This is a genomic window from Alistipes sp. i18-0019-D1 (assembly GCF_042852885.1).
Lineage (GTDB): Bacteria > Bacteroidota > Bacteroidia > Bacteroidales > Rikenellaceae > Alistipes.
In genome coordinates this window covers 236,678-254,841 of record NZ_AP031424.1, presented here as the reverse complement: position 1 = coordinate 254,841, position 18,164 = coordinate 236,678, and the positions used below count along the sequence as shown (strand labels likewise).

General features: G+C 62.5%; 16 protein-coding genes and 1 riboswitch. Of the genes, 11 read left to right on the top strand and 5 right to left on the bottom strand.

Features of this window, described 5'->3' with window-relative positions; translation table 11 throughout:
- Nucleotides 1–81: 81 nt before the first annotated feature.
- Nucleotides 82–2,175 (bottom strand): cation:proton antiporter, encoded by a 2,094-nt coding sequence (locus ACGHP5_RS00990; RefSeq protein ID WP_390567868.1) that lies wholly within the window; start codon nt 2,173–2,175, stop codon nt 82–84.
- A gap of 440 nt (nt 2,176–2,615) precedes the next feature.
- On the opposite strand from ACGHP5_RS00990, the gene ACGHP5_RS00985 reads away from it, so the two are divergent.
- The 9 genes from ACGHP5_RS00985 (at nt 2,616) to uxuA (ending at nt 11,838) form a co-directional block, all read left to right on the top strand.
- Complete coding sequence (locus tag ACGHP5_RS00985) at nt 2,616–3,776, top strand: MFS transporter (protein ID WP_390567867.1); 1,161 nt, start codon at nt 2,616–2,618, stop codon at nt 3,774–3,776.
- 5 nt (nt 3,777–3,781) lie between these two features.
- Nucleotides 3,782–4,375: a porin family protein gene (locus ACGHP5_RS00980; protein WP_337756106.1), complete on the top strand. Its 594-nt coding sequence runs from the start codon at nt 3,782–3,784 to the stop codon at nt 4,373–4,375.
- A gap of 7 nt (nt 4,376–4,382) precedes the next feature.
- Nucleotides 4,383–5,360 carry a PhoH family protein gene (locus tag ACGHP5_RS00975; RefSeq protein WP_390567866.1) on the top strand — a complete coding sequence of 326 codons (978 nt, stop codon included), beginning with the start codon at nt 4,383–4,385 and terminating at the stop codon, nt 5,358–5,360.
- 221 nt (nt 5,361–5,581) lie between these two features.
- Entirely contained in the window at nt 5,582–7,039 is a 1,458-nt protein-coding gene (locus ACGHP5_RS00970; protein WP_390567865.1) for an aminoacyl-histidine dipeptidase, read from the top strand.
- A gap of 7 nt (nt 7,040–7,046) precedes the next feature.
- Nucleotides 7,047–8,033, top strand: coding sequence for a diacylglycerol kinase family protein (locus ACGHP5_RS00965; RefSeq protein WP_290531661.1), 987 nt, complete (start codon nt 7,047–7,049; stop codon nt 8,031–8,033).
- 145 nt (nt 8,034–8,178) lie between these two features.
- Entirely contained in the window at nt 8,179–9,252 is a 1,074-nt protein-coding gene (locus ACGHP5_RS00960) for a LacI family DNA-binding transcriptional regulator (protein WP_290531660.1), read from the top strand.
- 5 nt (nt 9,253–9,257) lie between these two features.
- On the top strand, nt 9,258–10,070 hold the full coding sequence (locus ACGHP5_RS00955) for an SDR family oxidoreductase (protein ID WP_290531659.1): 813 nt from the start codon (nt 9,258–9,260) through the stop codon (nt 10,068–10,070).
- Nucleotides 10,071–10,451: 381 nt separating this feature from the next.
- Nucleotides 10,452–10,646: a hypothetical protein gene (locus ACGHP5_RS00950; RefSeq protein WP_390567864.1), complete on the top strand. Its 195-nt coding sequence runs from the start codon at nt 10,452–10,454 to the stop codon at nt 10,644–10,646.
- Nucleotides 10,647–10,659: 13 nt separating this feature from the next.
- Entirely contained in the window at nt 10,660–11,838 is a 1,179-nt protein-coding gene (gene uxuA / locus ACGHP5_RS00945; protein ID WP_295903336.1) for a mannonate dehydratase, read from the top strand.
- 113 nt (nt 11,839–11,951) lie between these two features.
- On the opposite strand, the gene ACGHP5_RS00940 is transcribed toward uxuA, so the two are convergent.
- A complete protein-coding gene (locus tag ACGHP5_RS00940; RefSeq protein ID WP_295903340.1) occupies nt 11,952–12,599 on the bottom strand; it encodes a hypothetical protein in 648 nt (215 codons plus the stop codon).
- 84 nt (nt 12,600–12,683) lie between these two features.
- Between ACGHP5_RS00940 and ACGHP5_RS00935 the strand changes: the two genes are divergently transcribed.
- Together ACGHP5_RS00935 and ACGHP5_RS00930 are read left to right on the top strand one after the other, a co-directional pair.
- Complete coding sequence (locus ACGHP5_RS00935; RefSeq protein WP_390567863.1) at nt 12,684–13,067, top strand: MmcQ/YjbR family DNA-binding protein; 384 nt, start codon at nt 12,684–12,686, stop codon at nt 13,065–13,067.
- Nucleotides 13,068–13,095: 28 nt separating this feature from the next.
- The gene (locus ACGHP5_RS00930) at nt 13,096–13,740 is read left to right on the top strand and encodes a DUF1080 domain-containing protein (RefSeq protein ID WP_390567862.1); all 645 of its coding nucleotides are present in this window, start codon (nt 13,096–13,098) and stop codon (nt 13,738–13,740) included.
- A 51-nt stretch (nt 13,741–13,791) separates the two neighbouring features.
- On the opposite strand, the gene pnuC is transcribed toward ACGHP5_RS00930, so the two are convergent.
- From pnuC to ACGHP5_RS00915, 3 genes are all read right to left on the bottom strand, one after another.
- The gene (pnuC, locus tag ACGHP5_RS00925; RefSeq protein WP_290531654.1) at nt 13,792–14,418 is read right to left on the bottom strand and encodes a nicotinamide riboside transporter PnuC; all 627 of its coding nucleotides are present in this window, start codon (nt 14,416–14,418) and stop codon (nt 13,792–13,794) included.
- Between the two features lie 129 nt (nt 14,419–14,547).
- On the bottom strand, nt 14,548–16,899 hold the full coding sequence (locus tag ACGHP5_RS00920; protein ID WP_390567861.1) for a TonB-dependent receptor: 2,352 nt from the start codon (nt 16,897–16,899) through the stop codon (nt 14,548–14,550).
- A gap of 42 nt (nt 16,900–16,941) precedes the next feature.
- A riboswitch (TPP riboswitch) is annotated at nt 16,942–17,036 on the bottom strand.
- 72 nt (nt 17,037–17,108) lie between these two features.
- Nucleotides 17,109–18,164 carry an aldose epimerase family protein gene (locus ACGHP5_RS00915; protein ID WP_295903355.1) on the bottom strand — a complete coding sequence of 352 codons (1,056 nt, stop codon included), beginning with the start codon at nt 18,162–18,164 and terminating at the stop codon, nt 17,109–17,111.

Here is an 18,164-nt window from a genome sequence, read left to right as displayed (position 1 = left end):
GACCGGGATTCTGACCGGAATGCCACCATGAATTATTTGCAAAGATAACGCAAACCGGGCGCAATGCCAAATTTATTTCTGTCAGATATAGCGGCTTTCGGTGTCGCCCGCCTGCACGGGGTAGAGCAGCACGGAGCTGTATCCGGAGAAGAAATGTTCGAGATAGGCCGGGATGCGGCTCATCACGGGGTTGTACGAGACGCGGTCGCGGCGGCTCATCACGAACCACAGGCAGTCGTCGGCGCGGATGTCGTGTTCGAGCGACGGCAGGTCGTCCCATTGCGCGAAAGGCACGAAGTCGATGTTCGCCGGACGCTTGCGGCCTTTGGGGCGGAGGTATTCCAGCGTCGCCTCCGGGGCGAACACGACGATTCTGGCCCCCGAGTTTTCGGCCAGGCGGCGGATGCGGCGCTGCCACATCTGGAATCCCGCCTCCTGCTCGGCCTTCTCGGGCACGACGATCAGATGGCGCTTGATGGTGTTCAGCGGCTGCACGGGGTTGTAGATGAAGGTCGTGACGTTGCTCTGCGCCAGCACGTCGGCGGCCATTTTCCCGATGCCGGGACCCGATGCCCCGGGGATGCCCGTCAGCCCCGGCACGGCCGGGGAGGCGTGATGCATGCCCATCACGATGTCGGTGATGTTGCGTTCGCGGACCACGCTGACGATGGCGTTCGAGATGTTCACGTCGTAACGCATCAGCTCCTGGAGGTAGATGTCGCCCGCCGCGGCCGCCGTCGCCGCGGCGTCGAGGATTTTCTGGGCGCGTTTCTCGACGTTCGGGTCCTCCACCTTGTTGTCGATGGCGTGCAGGGCGTATAGCCCGTTCGGCTCCTTGGCGCGCTTGAGCATCGAACTCAACCAGACCAGTTCGTCGGCCGTGCGTTCGTCGGACACGGGGATCAGGATGTGGTCCTCCTGCCGCGGCTGCTTGTCTTCGGGGGCCTGGGCGCTGCGCATGGCGATGTTGTGGGCGCCGCGCTGCGTGGCGAAGGTCGACACGGTGCAGGTGGCCAGAATCATCAGGATCGTGCCGTTGAGCACGCTCTCGCTCAAGAGGCGGATCGGTTCGCCCTCGGGCGTGTGGCCCAGGATGATGTTGTAGCCGACCATCACGGCGGCCAGCGTTGCGGCCACGTGGGCCGAACTCAAACCGAAGATGACGGTCCGCTGGTCGGGTGAGAGGCGGAAAGTCTTCTGCGTGAACCATGCGGCGACGAATTTCGCCGCCGTGATCAGTACGATCATGATGGCCGCTACTTCGAGGCTCTCCCAGTCGCGGAAGAAGGCGCGGTAGTCGATCAGCATGCCCACACCGATCAGGAAGAAGGGGATGAAGATGGCGTTGCCGACGAACTCGATGCGGTTCATCAGCGGCGAGGTGCGGGGGATCAGTCGGTTGAGCGCGAGTCCCGAGAGGAACGCGCCGATGATCGGTTCCAGCCCGGCCATGTGGGCAAGGTAGGCTCCGAGGAAAACCATCGCCAGAACGAAGATGTACTGCGAGACGTTGTCGCTGACCTGCTTGAAGAACCAGTGGGCCAGCAGCGGGAAGAGGAAGACGATGATGGCGATGCAGAGGATGACCGAGCCGCCGAGCCGCCACCAGAACATGTCGTCGACGTTGCCCGTGGCCATGCCGACGATCACGGTGAGCAGCAGCAGGGCCAGCGTGTCGGTGATGACCGTGCCGCCGACGGCTATCGTGACGGCCTTGTCGCGGGCGATGCCCAGTTTGCTGACGATGGGGTAGGCGATGAGCGTCTGCGAGGCGAACAGTCCGGCGAGCAGGATCGAGGAGTAGATCGGGAAGCCGAGGAGGTAGTAACCGGCCAGTATGCCGAAGGCCAGCGGGACGCAGAAGGTGTAGAGTCCGAAGATGAGGCTTCGCCAGCTGTTGCGGCGGAAATCGGACATGTCCATGTCCAGCCCCGAGAGGAACATGATGTACAGGAGTCCGGCCGTACCCGAGAGAATGATGCTGCTGTCGCGCAGCACGAGGTTGAGGCCGTGGGGTCCGATCACCGCACCTGCGATGATCAGCCCCAGCAAATAGGGGATTTTGAGTTTGTTCAGCAGGAGCGGAGCCGCGAGGATGATGACCAGGATCAGCAGGAATTTCAGGATCGGGTCTTCGAGCGGCAGCGTCAGGTTTATGTGTGCGAAGAGCAACATGGGCGCAGGTTGTTTTTGCAGCCGGGGCTGCGTAAGGGCCGGAGGAGCGCAAAACCGAATCCGAAGCGGTTCGGCGGGGCTTTCCGACGGATAAGGGTGTCGTTACGACACCAAATATAATAAAATCTGCGTTCCCGTCCAAACGGTGCGCGGCGTTTTCTCGCGCTGCGGACTAATCCGTCGATACGGCGGCCGTTTTTTCGCGTGCGAGCGGCTGTTTCGGGAAAAAACGGCCTCCTGTTCGCCGGGCGGTCTGGCCGCCGCGGCCATGACGGTGACCAGTCCCGCTGCCGCTGCGTATCTCGCACGTTTTTTGTTTATTGGAATGTGTTTATCGCGCGGCGAAGAGAGGCGATTGTGAAATAATCGCCGCCGGAAGCGCGTTTTTTGCGGAAAATAATGTAACTTTGAAAAATTTGGAACCCGAAATTCCGTCTCGGATGAGCGTAGACAAAGTAGACAAACGATTGCTCGGACCCGTGCTTGCGGGCTTCTTCATCATGGGTTTCTGCGACATGGTGGCCCCGATCACGGGCCGCATCGCCGCCGAGTTCCCGTCCGGACAGCAGGCCGCCGTGAGCTTCCTGCCGACGATGGTTTTCCTCTGGTTTCTGGTGCTTTCGACCCCGGTCGCGGCGCTGATGAACCGCTGGGGCCGCAAGGCCACGGCGCTTCTGGGCTACGGCTTCACCGTCGCGGGGCTGATGCTTCCCTATGCCGCCGGCGCGGACTGCGCCCTGGGGTGGTATTTCGCGGGCTTCGGCCTGCTGGGCATTGGCAATACGGCGATCCAGGTGGCCGTCAACCCCCTGCTGGCGACCATCGTTCCCGGCGAGCGGATGACCAGCTACCTCACCGTCGGGCAGATCTTCCGCAACACCTCGCTGCTGCTGCTGGCGCCCATCGTCACGGGGCTGGTCGCCGCGACGGGTTCGTGGCGGCTCCTGCTGCCGATCTATGCGGCCCTCACGGTCGCCGGGGGCGTCTGGCTCCAGTTGACCACGGTGCCGGAACCTGCACAGGCGGGGCGCGCCGCCGGATTGTCCGATTGCTTCCGCCTGTTGAAAAACCGCGCTGTGCTGCTCTCGACGCTGGGCGTGGCGTGCTTTATCGCCGCCGACGTGGGCATCGGCTTCTTGTCGGTGCGGCTGATCGACAACCCCTCGTCGATCCTCACCACCACGGGCTTCTACGCCTGCCGCATCGTCGGGACGTTGGTCGGCGCGTGGGTGCTGGTGAAGGTCTCCGACGTGAAATACCTGACCTGGAACATGGCCGGGGCGCTGGCGCTGTGCGCGGCGCTGCTGTTCGTGCGCAACGAGGCGGCGATCTACGCCGCCGTGGGAGCGCTGGGCTTCGCCATGGCGTGCGTCTTCGCCACGTTCTACGCCGTAGCCACCAAGGCCGTTCCGCAGAACGCCAACGAGGTGGCCGGGCTGATGATCATGGCCATCGCCGCCGGGGCGGTTTCGGGGCCCGTCTGCGGGGCGATCGTCCGCGCCTGGGGCAATCCGCACCTCGGCATGCTGTTCGTCGCCGCGTGCGTGGCCTACATGCTTTGGGCCTCCTTCAAATTAAGAATCGGAAATTTAAAAAAATAGCCGTAATGCGCAAAATACTATTGACCCTATTGTTTGCGGGCGCCGTGCTGAACGCCGCCGCACAACGCCCCCGCACCCGGGTGGAGTGGGGTGTGGTCGGCGGTATCAACATCCCCGATTACTCGACCAACATGGACGCCACCGACGTGAAGAACAAACTGGGCTGGCAGGCCGGTATCGTTACCGCTATCAACCTCGGGGCTTTCGCCGTCGAGCCGCAGATACTCTACGTCCGCCAGGGTCTCCGCATCCGTCCCGAGGGCGAGAGCGAGATCAACCTCAAGTCCAACTCGATCGACGTTCCGGTGCTGGCGTCGCTGCGGCTGCTGCACCCCGTGCGGATCTACGCCGGTCCGGTCTTCACGGTGATGAACGACTGCAAGCAGAAGTCGGGCGGCGACCTGCTGGACTTCGGCCGCGTGCGCCCATCGGTGTCGTACACCGTGGGTGCGGGCATCGTGCTGATGCGCCACCTGCTGATCGACCTGCGCTACAACGGCCAGTTCCGCTCGAAACACGACGTGGTGTTGCCCGACGGGCGGCAGCTCGACAAACTCCGTACTTACAACGTGGCGCTGAGCTTCGGCTATTTATTCTGATCGGTCTATGACGGAAGCTGTCGGAAAGGAAATCGCACTCGAAGGCGTCGATCCCCGCGAACTCTACGGGGCGCAGAACGTCTACCTCGAACAGATCAAATCGCTGCATCCCACGCTGAAGATCGTCGCGCGCGGGCAGTCGCTCAAGGTCCTCGGCCCGGAGGCCGACACGCAGCGTTTCGCCCGGCGCATGGAGGGGCTTGCGGCCTATTACATCAAATACGGGCATGTTTCGGCCGAGGTCATCGACCAGTGCTTCGCGGGCGGCATCGCGCCCGACGACGCCCCGGTCGACAAGGACGTGATCGTCTACGGCAACAACGGCACGATCGTCCGCGCCCGGACCGTCAACCAGCAGCGGCTCGTCAAACTCTACGACAAGAACGACCTGCTGTTCGCCGTGGGTCCTGCCGGCTCGGGCAAGACCTATACGGCCATCGCGCTGGCCGTCCGCGCGCTGAAGGAGCGGCAGGTGCGGCGCATCATCCTCACGCGTCCGGCCGTCGAGGCGGGCGAGAAGCTGGGCTTCCTGCCCGGCGACATGAAGGAGAAGCTGGACCCCTACCTCCAACCGCTCTACGACGCGCTGAACGACATGATCCCGCCCGTCAAGCTCCAGAAGTTTCTCGAAGAGGGGACCGTGCAGATCGCGCCGCTGGCCTACATGCGCGGCCGCACGCTGGACAACGCCTTCGTCATCCTGGACGAGGCGCAGAACACCACCCTTTCGCAGATCAAGATGTTCCTCACGCGCATGGGCCGCAGTGCGCGGTTCATCGTCACGGGCGACGTGACGCAGATCGACCTGCCGCGCAAGTCGGACAGCGGTCTGGTGCGCTCGATGGGGATTCTGCGGGGCGTCGACGGCATCGGCATCGTGGAGTTCGACAAACGCGACATCGTCCGCCACCCGCTCGTGAAACACATCGTCGAAGCGTTCGACAGAAATGTTGAAAAGGAGGAACCGGGCGGACCTGTCAAATGACACTTTATATTTAAGCCCCCGCCGAGGGCCGTTTAAGAAACGTTTTTTAGAAGGTGGAGACGCAATGTTGAAATCGAAGTCCGATGGCCGTGCATCGCCCCTTGAATCCCGGCTTTTAGCCGGGTGGGTCAGACTTGTAAACGCAGCCACAGGCTGCGAAAACGGCGGTCGGATAGGAAAAGAGATTTGAAAAATATACAAATAACTTAAACTTCAATATTATGGATCGTAATTTAACGGCGCTGAAACCGGCGCTTGTCTGGAAGCATTTCGCGGAGATCGTCCGCATCCCGCGCCCCTCGTCCCACGAGGAGAAGATTCGTCGGTATATTCTCGATTTCGCCCGCGCGCGGGGCCTCGAATGCAAAGAGGACGCGGCGCACAACGTCTACGTCCGCAAACCCGCCTCGAAGGGTATGGAGGGCCGCAAGGGCGTGATCCTGCAAGCCCACCTCGACATGGTGCCGCAGAAGAACAACGACAAGAAATTCGATTTCACGAAGGATCCCATCGACGCCTACGTCGACGGCGGCTGGGTGACGGCCGACGGCACGACGCTGGGTGCCGACAACGGTATCGGCGTGGCGGCGATCCTCGCGGTGCTGGAGGACAGGACGCTGGAGCACGGGCCGCTGGAGGCCCTGTTCACGGCCACCGAGGAGACCGGCATGGACGGCGCCAACGGGCTGAAAAAGGGACTGCTGCACGGCGACATCCTGCTGAACCTCGATTCCGAGGAGGAGGGCGAACTCTACGTGGGCTGCGCCGGAGGACTCGACGCCAACACGACCTTCAGATACAAGGCCGAGCCGACCCCCGCGCGCAACTGCACAGCCGCGAAGATCAGCGTCAAGGGACTCAAGGGCGGCCACTCGGGCATCCAGATCGTCTGCCAGCGCGCCAATGCCAACAAGGTGCTGTTCCGCTTTTTGAACGCCGCGCCGTGCGACGTGCTGCTGGCGTCGGTGGACGGCGGCGGGCTTCGCAATGCCATCCCGCGTGAGGCCGAGGCCGTGGTGCTGGTCAAAACCAAGGACTACGAGGCGTTCGCCAAGGCGGTGAAAGCCTACGAGAAAACCGTAAAGACCGAGTATGCCGGTATCGAGGACGCCGTGTCGATCAAGGTCAAAGAGGTCGAAAAGCCGGCCGAAATGCTGCCGAAAGAGGTTTCCGGAAACCTGATCAAGGCGGTGGCCGCCTGTCCCGACGGGGTGCAGAAGATGTCCATGGCCATGCCCGGGCTGGTGCAGACCTCGACGAACCTCGCACGCGTGGTGTCGGATGGCAGGACGGTGAAACTGCAATGCCTGCTGCGCAGTTCGGTCAACACCGAGAAGGAGGCGCTGGGCGAGTCCATTGCTGCCGTCTTCGCGCTGGCCGGGGCCAAGACGGAACTCACGGGCGCCTACAACGGTTGGAATCCCGACATGGAGTCGCCGATCCTGAAGGCCATGACCGCCTCCTACGAGGCGCTGTACGGCCGGAAACCCGCCGTGACGGCCATCCACGCCGGACTGGAGTGCGGCATCATCGGCAGCACCTATCCCAAACTGGACATGATTTCGTTCGGTCCGACGATCTGCTACCCCCACTCGCCCGACGAGAAGGTGGAGATCGCCTCGGTCGGGAAGTTCTACGACTTCCTGGTCGATACGCTGCGCAACGTTCCTGAAAAATAACCGCAGCGTGGCGACCGATTCTGGAAAATGGTTCGTTATCGTCAATCCCGTGGCCGGAGGCGGCCGCGGGCTTGACCATTTTCCGCAGATTTCGAAACACCTGCGCGACGAGCGCATCCTCTGCGAGCCGGTCTTCACGGAGCACAAGTTCCACGCCACGGAGCTCACCGTCACGGCCGTGCGCGAAGGCTACCGCCGGATCATCGTCGTGGGCGGTGACGGGACGCTGCACGAGGTGGTGAACGGGCTGTTCATTCAGCAGGAGGTGTGTCCCGACGAGGTGCTCGTAGCCGTGGTGGCCGTGGGCACGGGCAACGACTGGGTCCGCACGTTCGGCATCTCGAACCGCTATCAGGACGCCGTGAAGGCCATCAGCGAGGGTTATTCGTTTTTGCAGGACGTCGGGGTGGTCTCCTACGAGGAGGCTCACTACCGCCAGAGCCGCTACATGGCCAACGTGGCCGGGGCGGGGTTCGACGCGCATGTCGTGCGCAAACTCTCGCACCTGAAGAAGAAGGGGCACCGGAGCCGCTGGCGCTATACGTGGTGTCTGGTGAAGAATTTCTTCCGTTACAAGTCCACGGGCGTCAAGGTCTGGGTCGACGACCGGCTGGTCTACAACAACCTGTTGCTGTCGGCCGCCATCGGCATCTGCAAGTTCAACGGCGGAGGCATCCAGCAGCTGCCCGCAGCCGTGGCCGACGACGGCATGCTCGACCTGTCGCTGATCCGCCCGGTGCACTTCTGGCACCTGCTGTTCCGCTTCCACTACCTGTTCAACGGCGGCATCTACCGCATCCGCCATATCCTCCAGGAGCGCGGAAGCCGCATCCGCATCGAATCCTCGCCCGAGGTGTCGGTCGAGATCGACGGCGAGCCGCTGGGCCATACGCCGCTCGAATTCTCGATTCTCCACCGGGCCATCCGCATCGTCGTGGCCCGCGATTTCTACCAGCGGTGCGCCGCGGCCGGACCGGAGACCCCGGCAGGGTAGCGCGCAGCCGGAAAAAAGAGAGGGCCGGACCCGAAGTGGGTCCGGCTTTTTTTGCCTCGAATCATCAGGTGTGTGCGCACACACTTGCTATTTTCGAAAATTTTGCATAGCTTTGCCGGCGTAACGCCGAAGAACTGCGCAAACCATGTCCGACAACGAACATACCACGGTCCGCATCGTCGACATCGCCCGCATGGCGGGGGTGTCGGTGGCGACGGTCGACCGCGTGATCCACAACCGGGGCAAGGTCTCGGAGGAGAACCTCGCGCGCATCAACGAGGTGCTGCGGCGGGTCGACTACCGTCCCAACCTGATCGCCCGTTCGCTGGCGTCGGGCCGCAGGTACACCTTGTGCGCGGTCATGCCCCGTTTCGCGCCGGGCGAGTACTGGGCCGATTTCGAGGCCGGAATCGCCCGCGCCGAGGCCGAGGCCGCGCGTTACAACGTCGTGGTCCGCCGCGTCTGCTTCGACCAGTACGACCGTTCGTCGTTCGAAAGCCTGCTGGAGACGCTGCGCCGCGAGGAGTACGACGGCGCGGTGATCGCCACGCTCTTCGCGGAGATGGTCGAACCGTTCGCCCGCGAACTCGACGCACGGGGCGTGCCCTACGTCTTCGTCGATTCGGACCTCCCGGCCTGCAACCGGCTGGCCTATTTCGGCACGTCGTCGTTCGACGCCGGGGCGGTCGCCGCACGGCTGCTGTTCGACCGCCTCGATCCCGGGGCCGACATCGTCGTGGGCCGGATCATCCACCGGGGCGACGCCGGTTCGAACCAGAGCCGCAACCGCGAGGCAGGATTCCGCAGTTACCTCGAGGCGCACGCCTTCCGGGGCCGGCTGCATTACGCCGCGCTGCGGCTGGACGACGAAACCTACAACGGCCGTGTGCTGGACGACCTTTTCGGCCGAAATCCGTCTGTCGCGGGGGCCGTGACCTTCAATTCGACGTGTTACATCCTTGCGGGCTATCTGGCGGCTCGGCGGCGTGCCGGCGTGCGGCTGGTGGGCTACGACGTGATCCGCCGCAACGGGGAGATGCTCTCCGCGGGTGTGGTGACGGCGCTCGTGGCCCAGCGTCCCGAAGCGCAGGGTTACCGCGCGGTGATGGCCCTGTGCGAATGGCTCGTCGAGGGCCGCGCCCCGTCGAAGGTCAACAACATGCCCATCGACATCCTGCTGAAAGAGAACATACCGTATTATAAAAACAACATCATCTGAAAAACATGAAAAATCTCTTTGACATCCGGGGCCGCGTCGTCGTCGTGACGGGCGGGGCCGGGATTCTGGGCCGCTCGATCTGCGCTTACCTCGCCGGGCAGGGCGCACGTGTCGCCGTGCTCGATCGCGACGAAAAGGCGGGCGAAGCGCTCGTCGGTGAAATCCGCGCCGCGGGCGGCGATGCGCTGTTCCTTGCAACCGACGTGCTCGACCGCGAGGTGCTCGTCGCGAACCGCGAGGCCATTCTCAAGGCCTACGGCGCCATCGATATCCTCCTGAACGCCGCGGGCGGCAACATGGGCGGTGCGACGATCGCCCCCGACAAGTCGTTCCTCGACCTGGAGATCGAGGCCTTCCGCAAGGTCGTGGACCTCAATCTGTTCGGCACGGTGCTGCCCACGACGGTCTTCGGCGAGGCCATGACGGAGCGCCGGAAGGGCGTGATCGTCAACTTCTGCTCCGAATCGGCGCTGCGTCCGCTGACCCGCGTGGTGGGCTACGGGGCCGCCAAGGCCGCCATCGCCAACTACACGAAGTACATGGCCGCCGAACTGGCCATGAAGTTCAGCCCTGAGATGCGTGTCAACGCCATTGTCCCGGGCTTCCTGCTGACGAACCAGAACCGCGCCCTGCTGACCAACGAGGACGGTTCGTACACCGACCGTGCGCGGACGATCATCGCGCACACGCCCGCCGGACGCTTCGCCGAGCCGGAGGAGCTGCTGGGTACGATCCATTACCTCGTCAGCGATGCTTCGTCGTTCGTGACGGGCGCGCTGGCCGTCGTCGACGGCGGGTTCGACGCTTTCTCGATTTAATTGAAAGGGATCGGCCGGGATTTAGGCGCAGTCTGCGGCGGCTGGGATTTTTTGTACTTTTTGGCCGCAAAAAGTAGTAAAGCCGCGGTCTTCGCCCGCGGGATGTAGCTACCTTTTGGTGTCAAAAGGTAGCACTAAAACCATCCGCATGTCGCTTTCGCGGTAACAACCTTCGGGCCGCGCTGAGCGGGCGCAGCAAGATTAGGCCTTTACGGCGCAAAAACACGCGCCGTTTAGGCTGTGGCGGCTCGGCAAACAGCAAGCTGTCTGCCCTCGCCTGCAGACGCCTTTGCCAGCCTCCCGCTCCGGGCGCGCGGGCTTTCGGTTGTTCTTTCTCCGCTGCAAGCGATAATGCGGCAGTTTAAACCGCTTCCAGGGGCGATGGCAGGATTCTGCGTTTCCGATCCGGTTATTGCGCTTCCTCTCACGCCGCCGTTGGCGGCGAAGGCATCTGTCGGAGAGTTTTTGGTACTTTTTGCGGCCAAAAAGTATATAATACCCCGCAGTCGGAGACTGCGAATGAAAGAGGCGCTTGCAGCGGAAAAAGCACCGTATGTGAAAAATTTGAAAACCTAAAAACAAGACACCCATGTATCTTTGCAAACAATCCTGGCGCTGGTATGGTCCGAACGACCCCGTAAGCCTTCAGGACATCCGTCAGGCCGGGGCCACGGACATCGTGACCGCCCTGCACCACATTCCCAACGGCGAGGTATGGACCGTCGGGGAGATCGAAAAACGCCGGAAGACGGTCGCCGACGCAGGCCTTCGGTGGTCGGTCGTGGAGAGCGTTCCCGTCCATGAGCATATCAAGACCCGTACGGGCGATTTTCAGCGCTATATCGAGAATTACAAACAGTCGGTCCGCAACCTCGCGGCGTGCGACATCCGGGTCATCACCTATAACTTCATGCCCGTGCTGGACTGGACGCGCACGAACCTCGCCTACGAGCTTCCCGACGGGTCGCGCGCCCTGCGCTTCGAGCGTGCGGCGTTCGTGGCCTTCGACCTCTTCATCCTGAAGCGCCCCGGCGCGGAGAAGGACTATTCCGAGGCCGAGCGTGCCGCCGCCGAGGCCCGTTTCGCGCGGATGGACGCCGCGGAAAAAGAACTCATCACCCGCAACATGATCGCGGGCCTGCCCGGCTCGGAGGAGAGTTTCACGCTGGAGCAGTTCCAGCGGGAGCTGGACCGCTACAAGGATGTCACGGCCGAGACGCTGCGCGCGAACCTCGTGGCGTTCCTGCGCGAAGTGGCTCCCGTGGCCGACGAGGTGGGTGCGGTGCTGGCGATCCATCCCGACGATCCTCCGTTTTCGATCCTCGGCCTGCCCCGTATTCTCTCCACCGAATCCGACTTTCAGAAGTTGGTCGAGGCGGTCCCCAACCCTTCGAACGGACTGTGCCTCTGCACCGGCTCGTTCGGCGTGTCGGCCCGGAACGATCTGCCGGGAATGATGCTGCGGCAGGGCGACCGGGTGAATTTCGTCCACCTGCGTTCGACCCAGCGCGATGCCGAGGGCAACTTCTACGAGGCCAACCACCTCGAAGGCGACGTGCCGATGTACGATGTGATGAAGGCCCTGCTGGAGATTCAGCAGCGCCGCCGCATTTCGATCCCGATGCGTCCGGACCACGGTCACCAGATGATCGACGACCTGAAGAAGAAGACCAATCCGGGTTATTCGTGCCTGGGCCGTTTGCGCGGACTGGCCGAGTTGCGCGGGTTGGAACTGGGCATCGCCCGGTCGCTGTTTTCGGATAAGTAAGCCTCTTTCCCGGCAGTGACGGGTGCGCCGCACCCGGAAATCCTGGTCGGGCAATAATAGAGCGGTGCGCTTCGTGAGGAGCGCACCGCTTTGTGTACGAATGGGTTCCGGGGCTATTTCTTGGCCGGGGCCGCCGGGGTCTTCTGCCCGGCAGCGGCTTTCTGTGCCGCCGGGGCCGTCTGGCCCGCCGGAACGGTCTCGATCACGTCCACCTCGGTCACCACCCAGCTGAAAAGGTCGTTGGCGCACTGACTCTCCAGCCGGCGGATCTGCGACATGTCGCTCGTGTCGGCCAGGATGGCGTTGAAGAACTGGTCCATCGTGGCGTACGTAGCATTGACTTTCGCCGCGAAGCAGCTGTAAAAGGCTTTCTGCTGCTCGTGGTCAAGCCCTGCGGGCAGCACGCCCTGTGCTACGAGGTAGTTGTAGGGATAGATGTGCCGCATGTTGCGGGCGTCGGCGTTCAGTTCGTCGACGATGGTCGAGACGACCACCATGTCCACCGTGTCGTCAACGCCCTGCATCTGGACGAATTCCACGTAGACGGGATAGCTGTTTTCGAGCTGCCCCGCCACCTCGTCGGTGAAGAGTACGAACTCGGCGTCGTTCAGGTCGTCGAGGTACACCATCTGGCGGTAGCTGCGCAGCGCCTCGCGCATCGCCTTGCGCTGTTCGTGGTTCCATTGCCGCTGCTGCGAGCAGCCGAAAAATCCTGCCGCGAAGATCGCCAGCAGAGGTACACAGAGGAGAATTTTTTTCATTTTTACCCTGATTTTGGTTTTACTTCACTTCGGAACGCAATAGATGTGCCAAAAAAATCATATCTTTGGAGAAAAGAACCCGTTATGGATGTTTTGAGTTTCCGCGACTATTGCCTGTCGCTGCCTCTTACGGAGGAATCGACGCCGTTCGACGAGACGACGCTGGTCTACAAGATCGGCGGAAAGATGTACGCCTGCGCGGATATGATCGATTTCGGGTGGGTGGCCGTGAAGTGCGACCCCGACGAGGCGATCCGGCTGCGCGAGCAGTACGAAGAGATCGGCCCGGCTTACCATTTCAACAAGACCCACTGGAACGGCATCTGCACCGCGGGCGATCTGCCCGATGCCTTCATCCGCGAGCAGATACGCAACTCCTACCTGCTGGTCCTGCGGCGCAGCGTCACGCCCCGGAGCCTGCGTGAGGAGATTCTGCGTCATGTCGAAGAGCACGGGCTGCCGGAATGAACCTTCAACCTCGGAAAACGATACGATGATGAGAACGCTGTTCCTTTTTGCGGCGCTGACCCTTGCGCTGACTGCCGGTTCGTGCTGCGGCGAACCGAAAACCGAACTTTTCAACGGCCGGGACCTCACCGGATGGGTGTGCGTCACCGATCCGGTGAGCGGCGCCGACGTCCGGGAGACCTTCTCCGTGCGGGACGGGAGTATCCGCATCGCGGGCCATCCGTTCGGGTACATGCGTACGGAAGAGGCCTACGGCGACTACCGGCTCCACGTCGAGTGGCGGTGGGTCGGCGAGGCGACGAACAGCGGCATTTTCCAGCGCGTGCAGGCCGGCGACCGGCTCTGGCCCGAGGCTGTCGAATGTCAGTTGCAGGCCGGGCGCGCGGGCGATCTGCTGGGGCTGGGTGGCGCCGCGATCGACGGAGCGGAGCAGAGCGGACGCATCTCGATCAAGCGGCGTGCGGGCGGCGACTGCGAGCGGCCTGCGGGCGAATGGAACCGTGCCGAGATCGTCTGCGTGGGCGGTTACATGGCGGTTTACATCAACGGCGAGTTGCAGAACGAGTGTACGGGCCTTCGCTGCCGGGGGCATATCGCGCTTCAGAGCGAGGGCGGTCCCGTGGAGTTCCGCAACATCTGGCTGACCGCACCCCGGTTAAGAACCGGGTTTTAATTGCGGCCGGTGGTTTCGTCTTGCTCTCCACCTTCATCCGCGCCCTCCCGGTTAAGCCCGGGCCTGCCGCCGCCAGCGGAGGTATCCCGCTACGGCCAGCGCCGAGTAGAGGGCGTAAAGCCCGGCGGTGTAGGGCAGGTCCTTGTAGAGGTAAAGCCCGACGGTCACCAGGTCCACGGCCAGCCACACGAGCCATTGTTCCACCAGCTTGCGCGACAGCATCCACATCGCCACGACCGACAGCGCCGTGGTCCCCGCGTCCCAGAAGGGCACGGTGCTGTCCGTGAAGTGCGTCAGCAGGAGGTAGAGCGCCGCGTGTGCCGCGGCGTAGACCGCCGTGAGGACCGGAATCATCCGCAGGGGCGTGTGGGCGATGTGCAACGCCGCGGCGGATGGCTTCGCACCGCTTGCGCCCTTCGTATCCTTCGCGCCGGTCTGTCCGACATCCGTTCTCGTGTTGTTCCTGCGCCACACGAGCCACCCGTACAGCCCCGCCAACACGTAGTAAACCTGCATCGAGCAGTCGGCATACAGTCCCGATTTGTAGTAGAGCGCCCCGTGGATCAGGGGCATGACAAGCCCCACGATCCATAGCCGGATGTCGGCGCGGTATTCGAGCCACAGGTAGAGCAGCCCGAGCGCCACGCCGGCGATTTGCAGAATGAGTTTCCAATCCATTGTCATTTCATTTTATTTCCGTGGCAACCGCAGGAATTCTTTATACTTTTCGGTCGGCAACATCCCGCGGTCTTCGCCCGCGGGATGTTGCTGCCTTTTGCCACCGAAAGGTAGTTACACCCCGTGCTGTCAGAACCTCACCGTGACGTTCGCCAGCACGTTCAGCGGGGCCTGCGGGAAGTAGAAGGCCTCGTCGATGCGTACGGGCGCGGGTCCGCTCCACGTGTCCATGTACGAATATCCGTAGCCGTTGCTCTCGTATTCCGCGTTGAACAGGTTGTTGACCAGCAGCCCCAGCCGCACGCTGCGGGCCGCGCGGGTGCGGAACGTGTAGGAGAGGTTGAGGTTGGTCACGCAGTAGGCGTCGAGCGACAGGGCGTCGTTCTCGTTGTTGGTGAAATACTGCTTGCCGACGTACTGGGTGTGCAGCACGGCTTCGAATCCGCGGTAGTGGAAATCCAGAAAGGCGTTGGCGATGACGTCGGGCGAATAGGCGATGGTCCTGTCGCCCAGCTCCTTGCCGTAGGTGGGGCTGTCCTTCAGTGCGTCCACGTAGTTCTCGATGCGGTTCTGCGCAAAGGTGGCATTGGCCCCCACGGTGAACCACCCGGTTGCGCGCCACGAAGCCGACAATTCCACGCCGCGGCGGTAGCTGTCCGGCACGTTGACGTTCAGGGCGTCGTCGCCGTCGTTGACCATGCCCGTCGGGACGAGCTGGTCCTTGTATTTCATGTAGTAGAGATTCACACCCAGCGAGAGGCGCGGCGCGGTGTAGGCATAGCCCAGTTCCCAGTCGTAGAGTTTCTCGGACGAGGGATAGCTGTCGTCGGCCGCGAACTTGTAGCGGTCGGTGAAGTCGCTGCGCGTGGGCTCCTTCTGGGCTATGGCGAACGAGAGGTAGAAGTTGCTGCGTTCGGCGAGCGTGTAGCTCACGCCGGCGCGGGGGTTGAAGAAATGGTACTGTTTGTCCACGTCGATGGGCTGCATGCCCGCCTCCTCCGAGACGAAGTTGTCGTTGACGCCCCAGGTCCGGTAGCTGACGTAACGGTATTGCAGGTCGCCGAAGAGGCGCAGTCCGTCGGTTACTTGCCAGTTGGCGCGTGCGAAGAGGTTGGCGTCGTGCTTGTTCACGTCGTTGTCGTACCAGCGTCCGCCGATCTGGCTCCGATCCAGCCCGTCGACCCAGTCCAGCTCGCCCCAGTGGGGGCAGGAGTAGTAGCTGTACGAGCCGCCGAGGGTCAGGTCGAGGTCCTTTACGGAGTAGGCCGCCGAGGCGTTCAGACCTCCGAGGTGGTTGCGCATGATCTTTTCGCGGATCAGGTCGGCCTCCTTTCCGGCAGCGACGTCGGTCGGGATATTGAGGTATTCGGAGAGCGTGCGCCCGTCCTTATACTGCTTGTAGTAGCCGTAGCCGTAGGTGTAGAATCCCGTGGCGTTCAGAGTCCATTTTTCGTTGAAACGGTGGGAGAGCACCAGCTGGTTGTTGATTTGCAGGTAGTTGTCCGTCTGGTCGTCGTAATAGTCTACCGTGGCGCGCTGCCGCTCGTCGTCCTTCATATAGTAATAGGAATGGGGACCGTTCGAGGTGTAGTACATGCCTTCGGTGTGGAACCTCCGGCCGTTGAGGCGCATCTGCTCTTTCGTCGCGCCCGTGTAGGTGAGTCCCGTTTTGGCCTTGCCGCCGAACGAGACGAGTTTGAGCATCGTGTTGCCGTTGTAATAGGCTCCCTGGAACATGTAGGACTTGAGGTCCGTGGCTCCGCGGTCGATGTAGCCGTCCGAGCCGATGTGGGTGAGCCGTGCATCCACGAGCCAATGGCCGCCCATAAGTCCCGAGGAGATGTGCACGGCCTGCTTGTTCGTATTGTACGAGCCGTAGGAGAGCGATGCGTCGCCGCCGAACTCGGTTTGCAGGGCGTCGGTCGACATGTTGATCGCTCCGCCGAAGGCTCCCGTGCCGTTGGTCGAGATGCCGGCGCCGCGCTGCACCTGAATGGTCCCCACGGCCGAGATCAGGTCGGGGGTGTCGTACCAGTACATCGAGTGCGAGTCGGGGTTGTTCATCGCCACGCCGTTGATCGTGACGTTGAGGCGCGTCGGGTCCGTGCCGCGCAGGCGCACGGCCGTGCCGCCGATGCCGATGCCCGTTTCGTTGGTGGCGATCATCGAGGGGGTCAGGGCCAGCACCGAGGGGATGTCGAATCCGTAGCTGTTGCGGGCGATCTCTTCGCGCCGGATGTCGGAGTAGGCCACGGGGGTGGTCGGGGTTGCGCGCGTGGCGGTCACTTCGACCTCCTGGAGACGGTACATGCGCACCGAATCGTCGGGCCGCTTCGGAGGGCGCGCTTCGGAGGGCGTCGTTGCGGTTCCGTCGGTCGGCCGGGCGGTTGTTTCGGTCCGTGCCGTTTCGGCGTTTCCGGCTTTGAGTTGTGCGGCCGGGCAGAGCGCGGCAGCCGCAAGAATCAGAAAAATCCTTTTCATCGTCAAACTTTTTGAAGTTAATAGACTGAAAAGGGGTATGAGTTGTTGATTACGCTTCGTCCCGGTCTCGGCATTACCCGTCTCCGGTTCAATGGGTATAATCTCAGCCTGACAGTAAGGCACCCCTTTGAAATATCGGGTGCAAAGATATAAATAAAAGGCGGAAAGTAGTACTACTTTCCGCCTTTTATTCGTATTTCAGTTGATTGTCAAAACGTTCCGAATCGGAAAACGATCTTCTGGCAGTAGGTTTCGCCGGGGTGGAGCAGCGGCGAGGGGAATTCGGGATGGTTCACGGCGTCGGGGTAGTTCTGGCACTCCATCGCCACGCCGTCGTAGTCGGCGTAGCGGCCGCCCGACTTGGTTTCGGGGCATCCGCCTGCGAGCCAGTTGCCCGTGTAGATCATCACGCTGGGCTGCGACGAGAGCACCGTCACCGAGCGGCCCGACCGGGGTTCGCGCAGGCAGCCGACCTCGCCCAGGATATTGGGCTTCCAGCCGTCGACGACGAAGGGATGGTCATAGCCTTTGAAGTCGCGGATGTGGTTGAACTCCGAGTCGATGCCGGGGCGGAAAGAGCGGAACTGCGAGAAATCCTGCGGGGTTCCGGCCGCGTCGAGCAGCTTGCCCGTGGGAATTTGGCGTTCGTTCATTTCCAGAATCTTCGAGCTGTTCAGGCGCAGTTCGTGGTCGAGCACCGACCCGCTGCCTTCGCCCGCGAGGTTGAAGTAGACGTGGTTGGTGAGGTTCACCACCGTCGTCTTGTCGGTCCGTGCGAGGTAGGTGATCTCCAGCGCGTTGTCGTCGTCGAAGTCGAATACGGCCTCGACGCACAGCTCTCCGGGATAGCCTTGGTCGCCGTCCTCCGATATGAGCGACATCACCACGCGGTTGGTCTCCACGCGGCTCTCCCAGATGCGGTTGGCGAAGTTCTTCGTTCCTCCGTGCAGGTGGTTCGCTCCGTTGTTGACCTCCAGCGCGTAGTCCTTGCCTTCGACGGTCATGCGTCCGAAAGCGATGCGGTTGGCGCAGCGTCCCACGCTTTTTCCCGAGGCGGCTCCGTCGAAGAAGTAGCCTTCGGGATGCTTGTAGCCCAGCACCACGTCGGCCATGCGGCCCTCGCGGTCGGGCATCTTCACCGAGACGATCGCCGCGCCCCAGTTCGTGAGCTGCACTTCGGCTCCCGAGTCGTTGCGCAGCGTGTAGAGGATGATTGCCTCGCCCTCCGGGGTCATGCCCCAGACGTGTTGTTCGATTTGTACCAT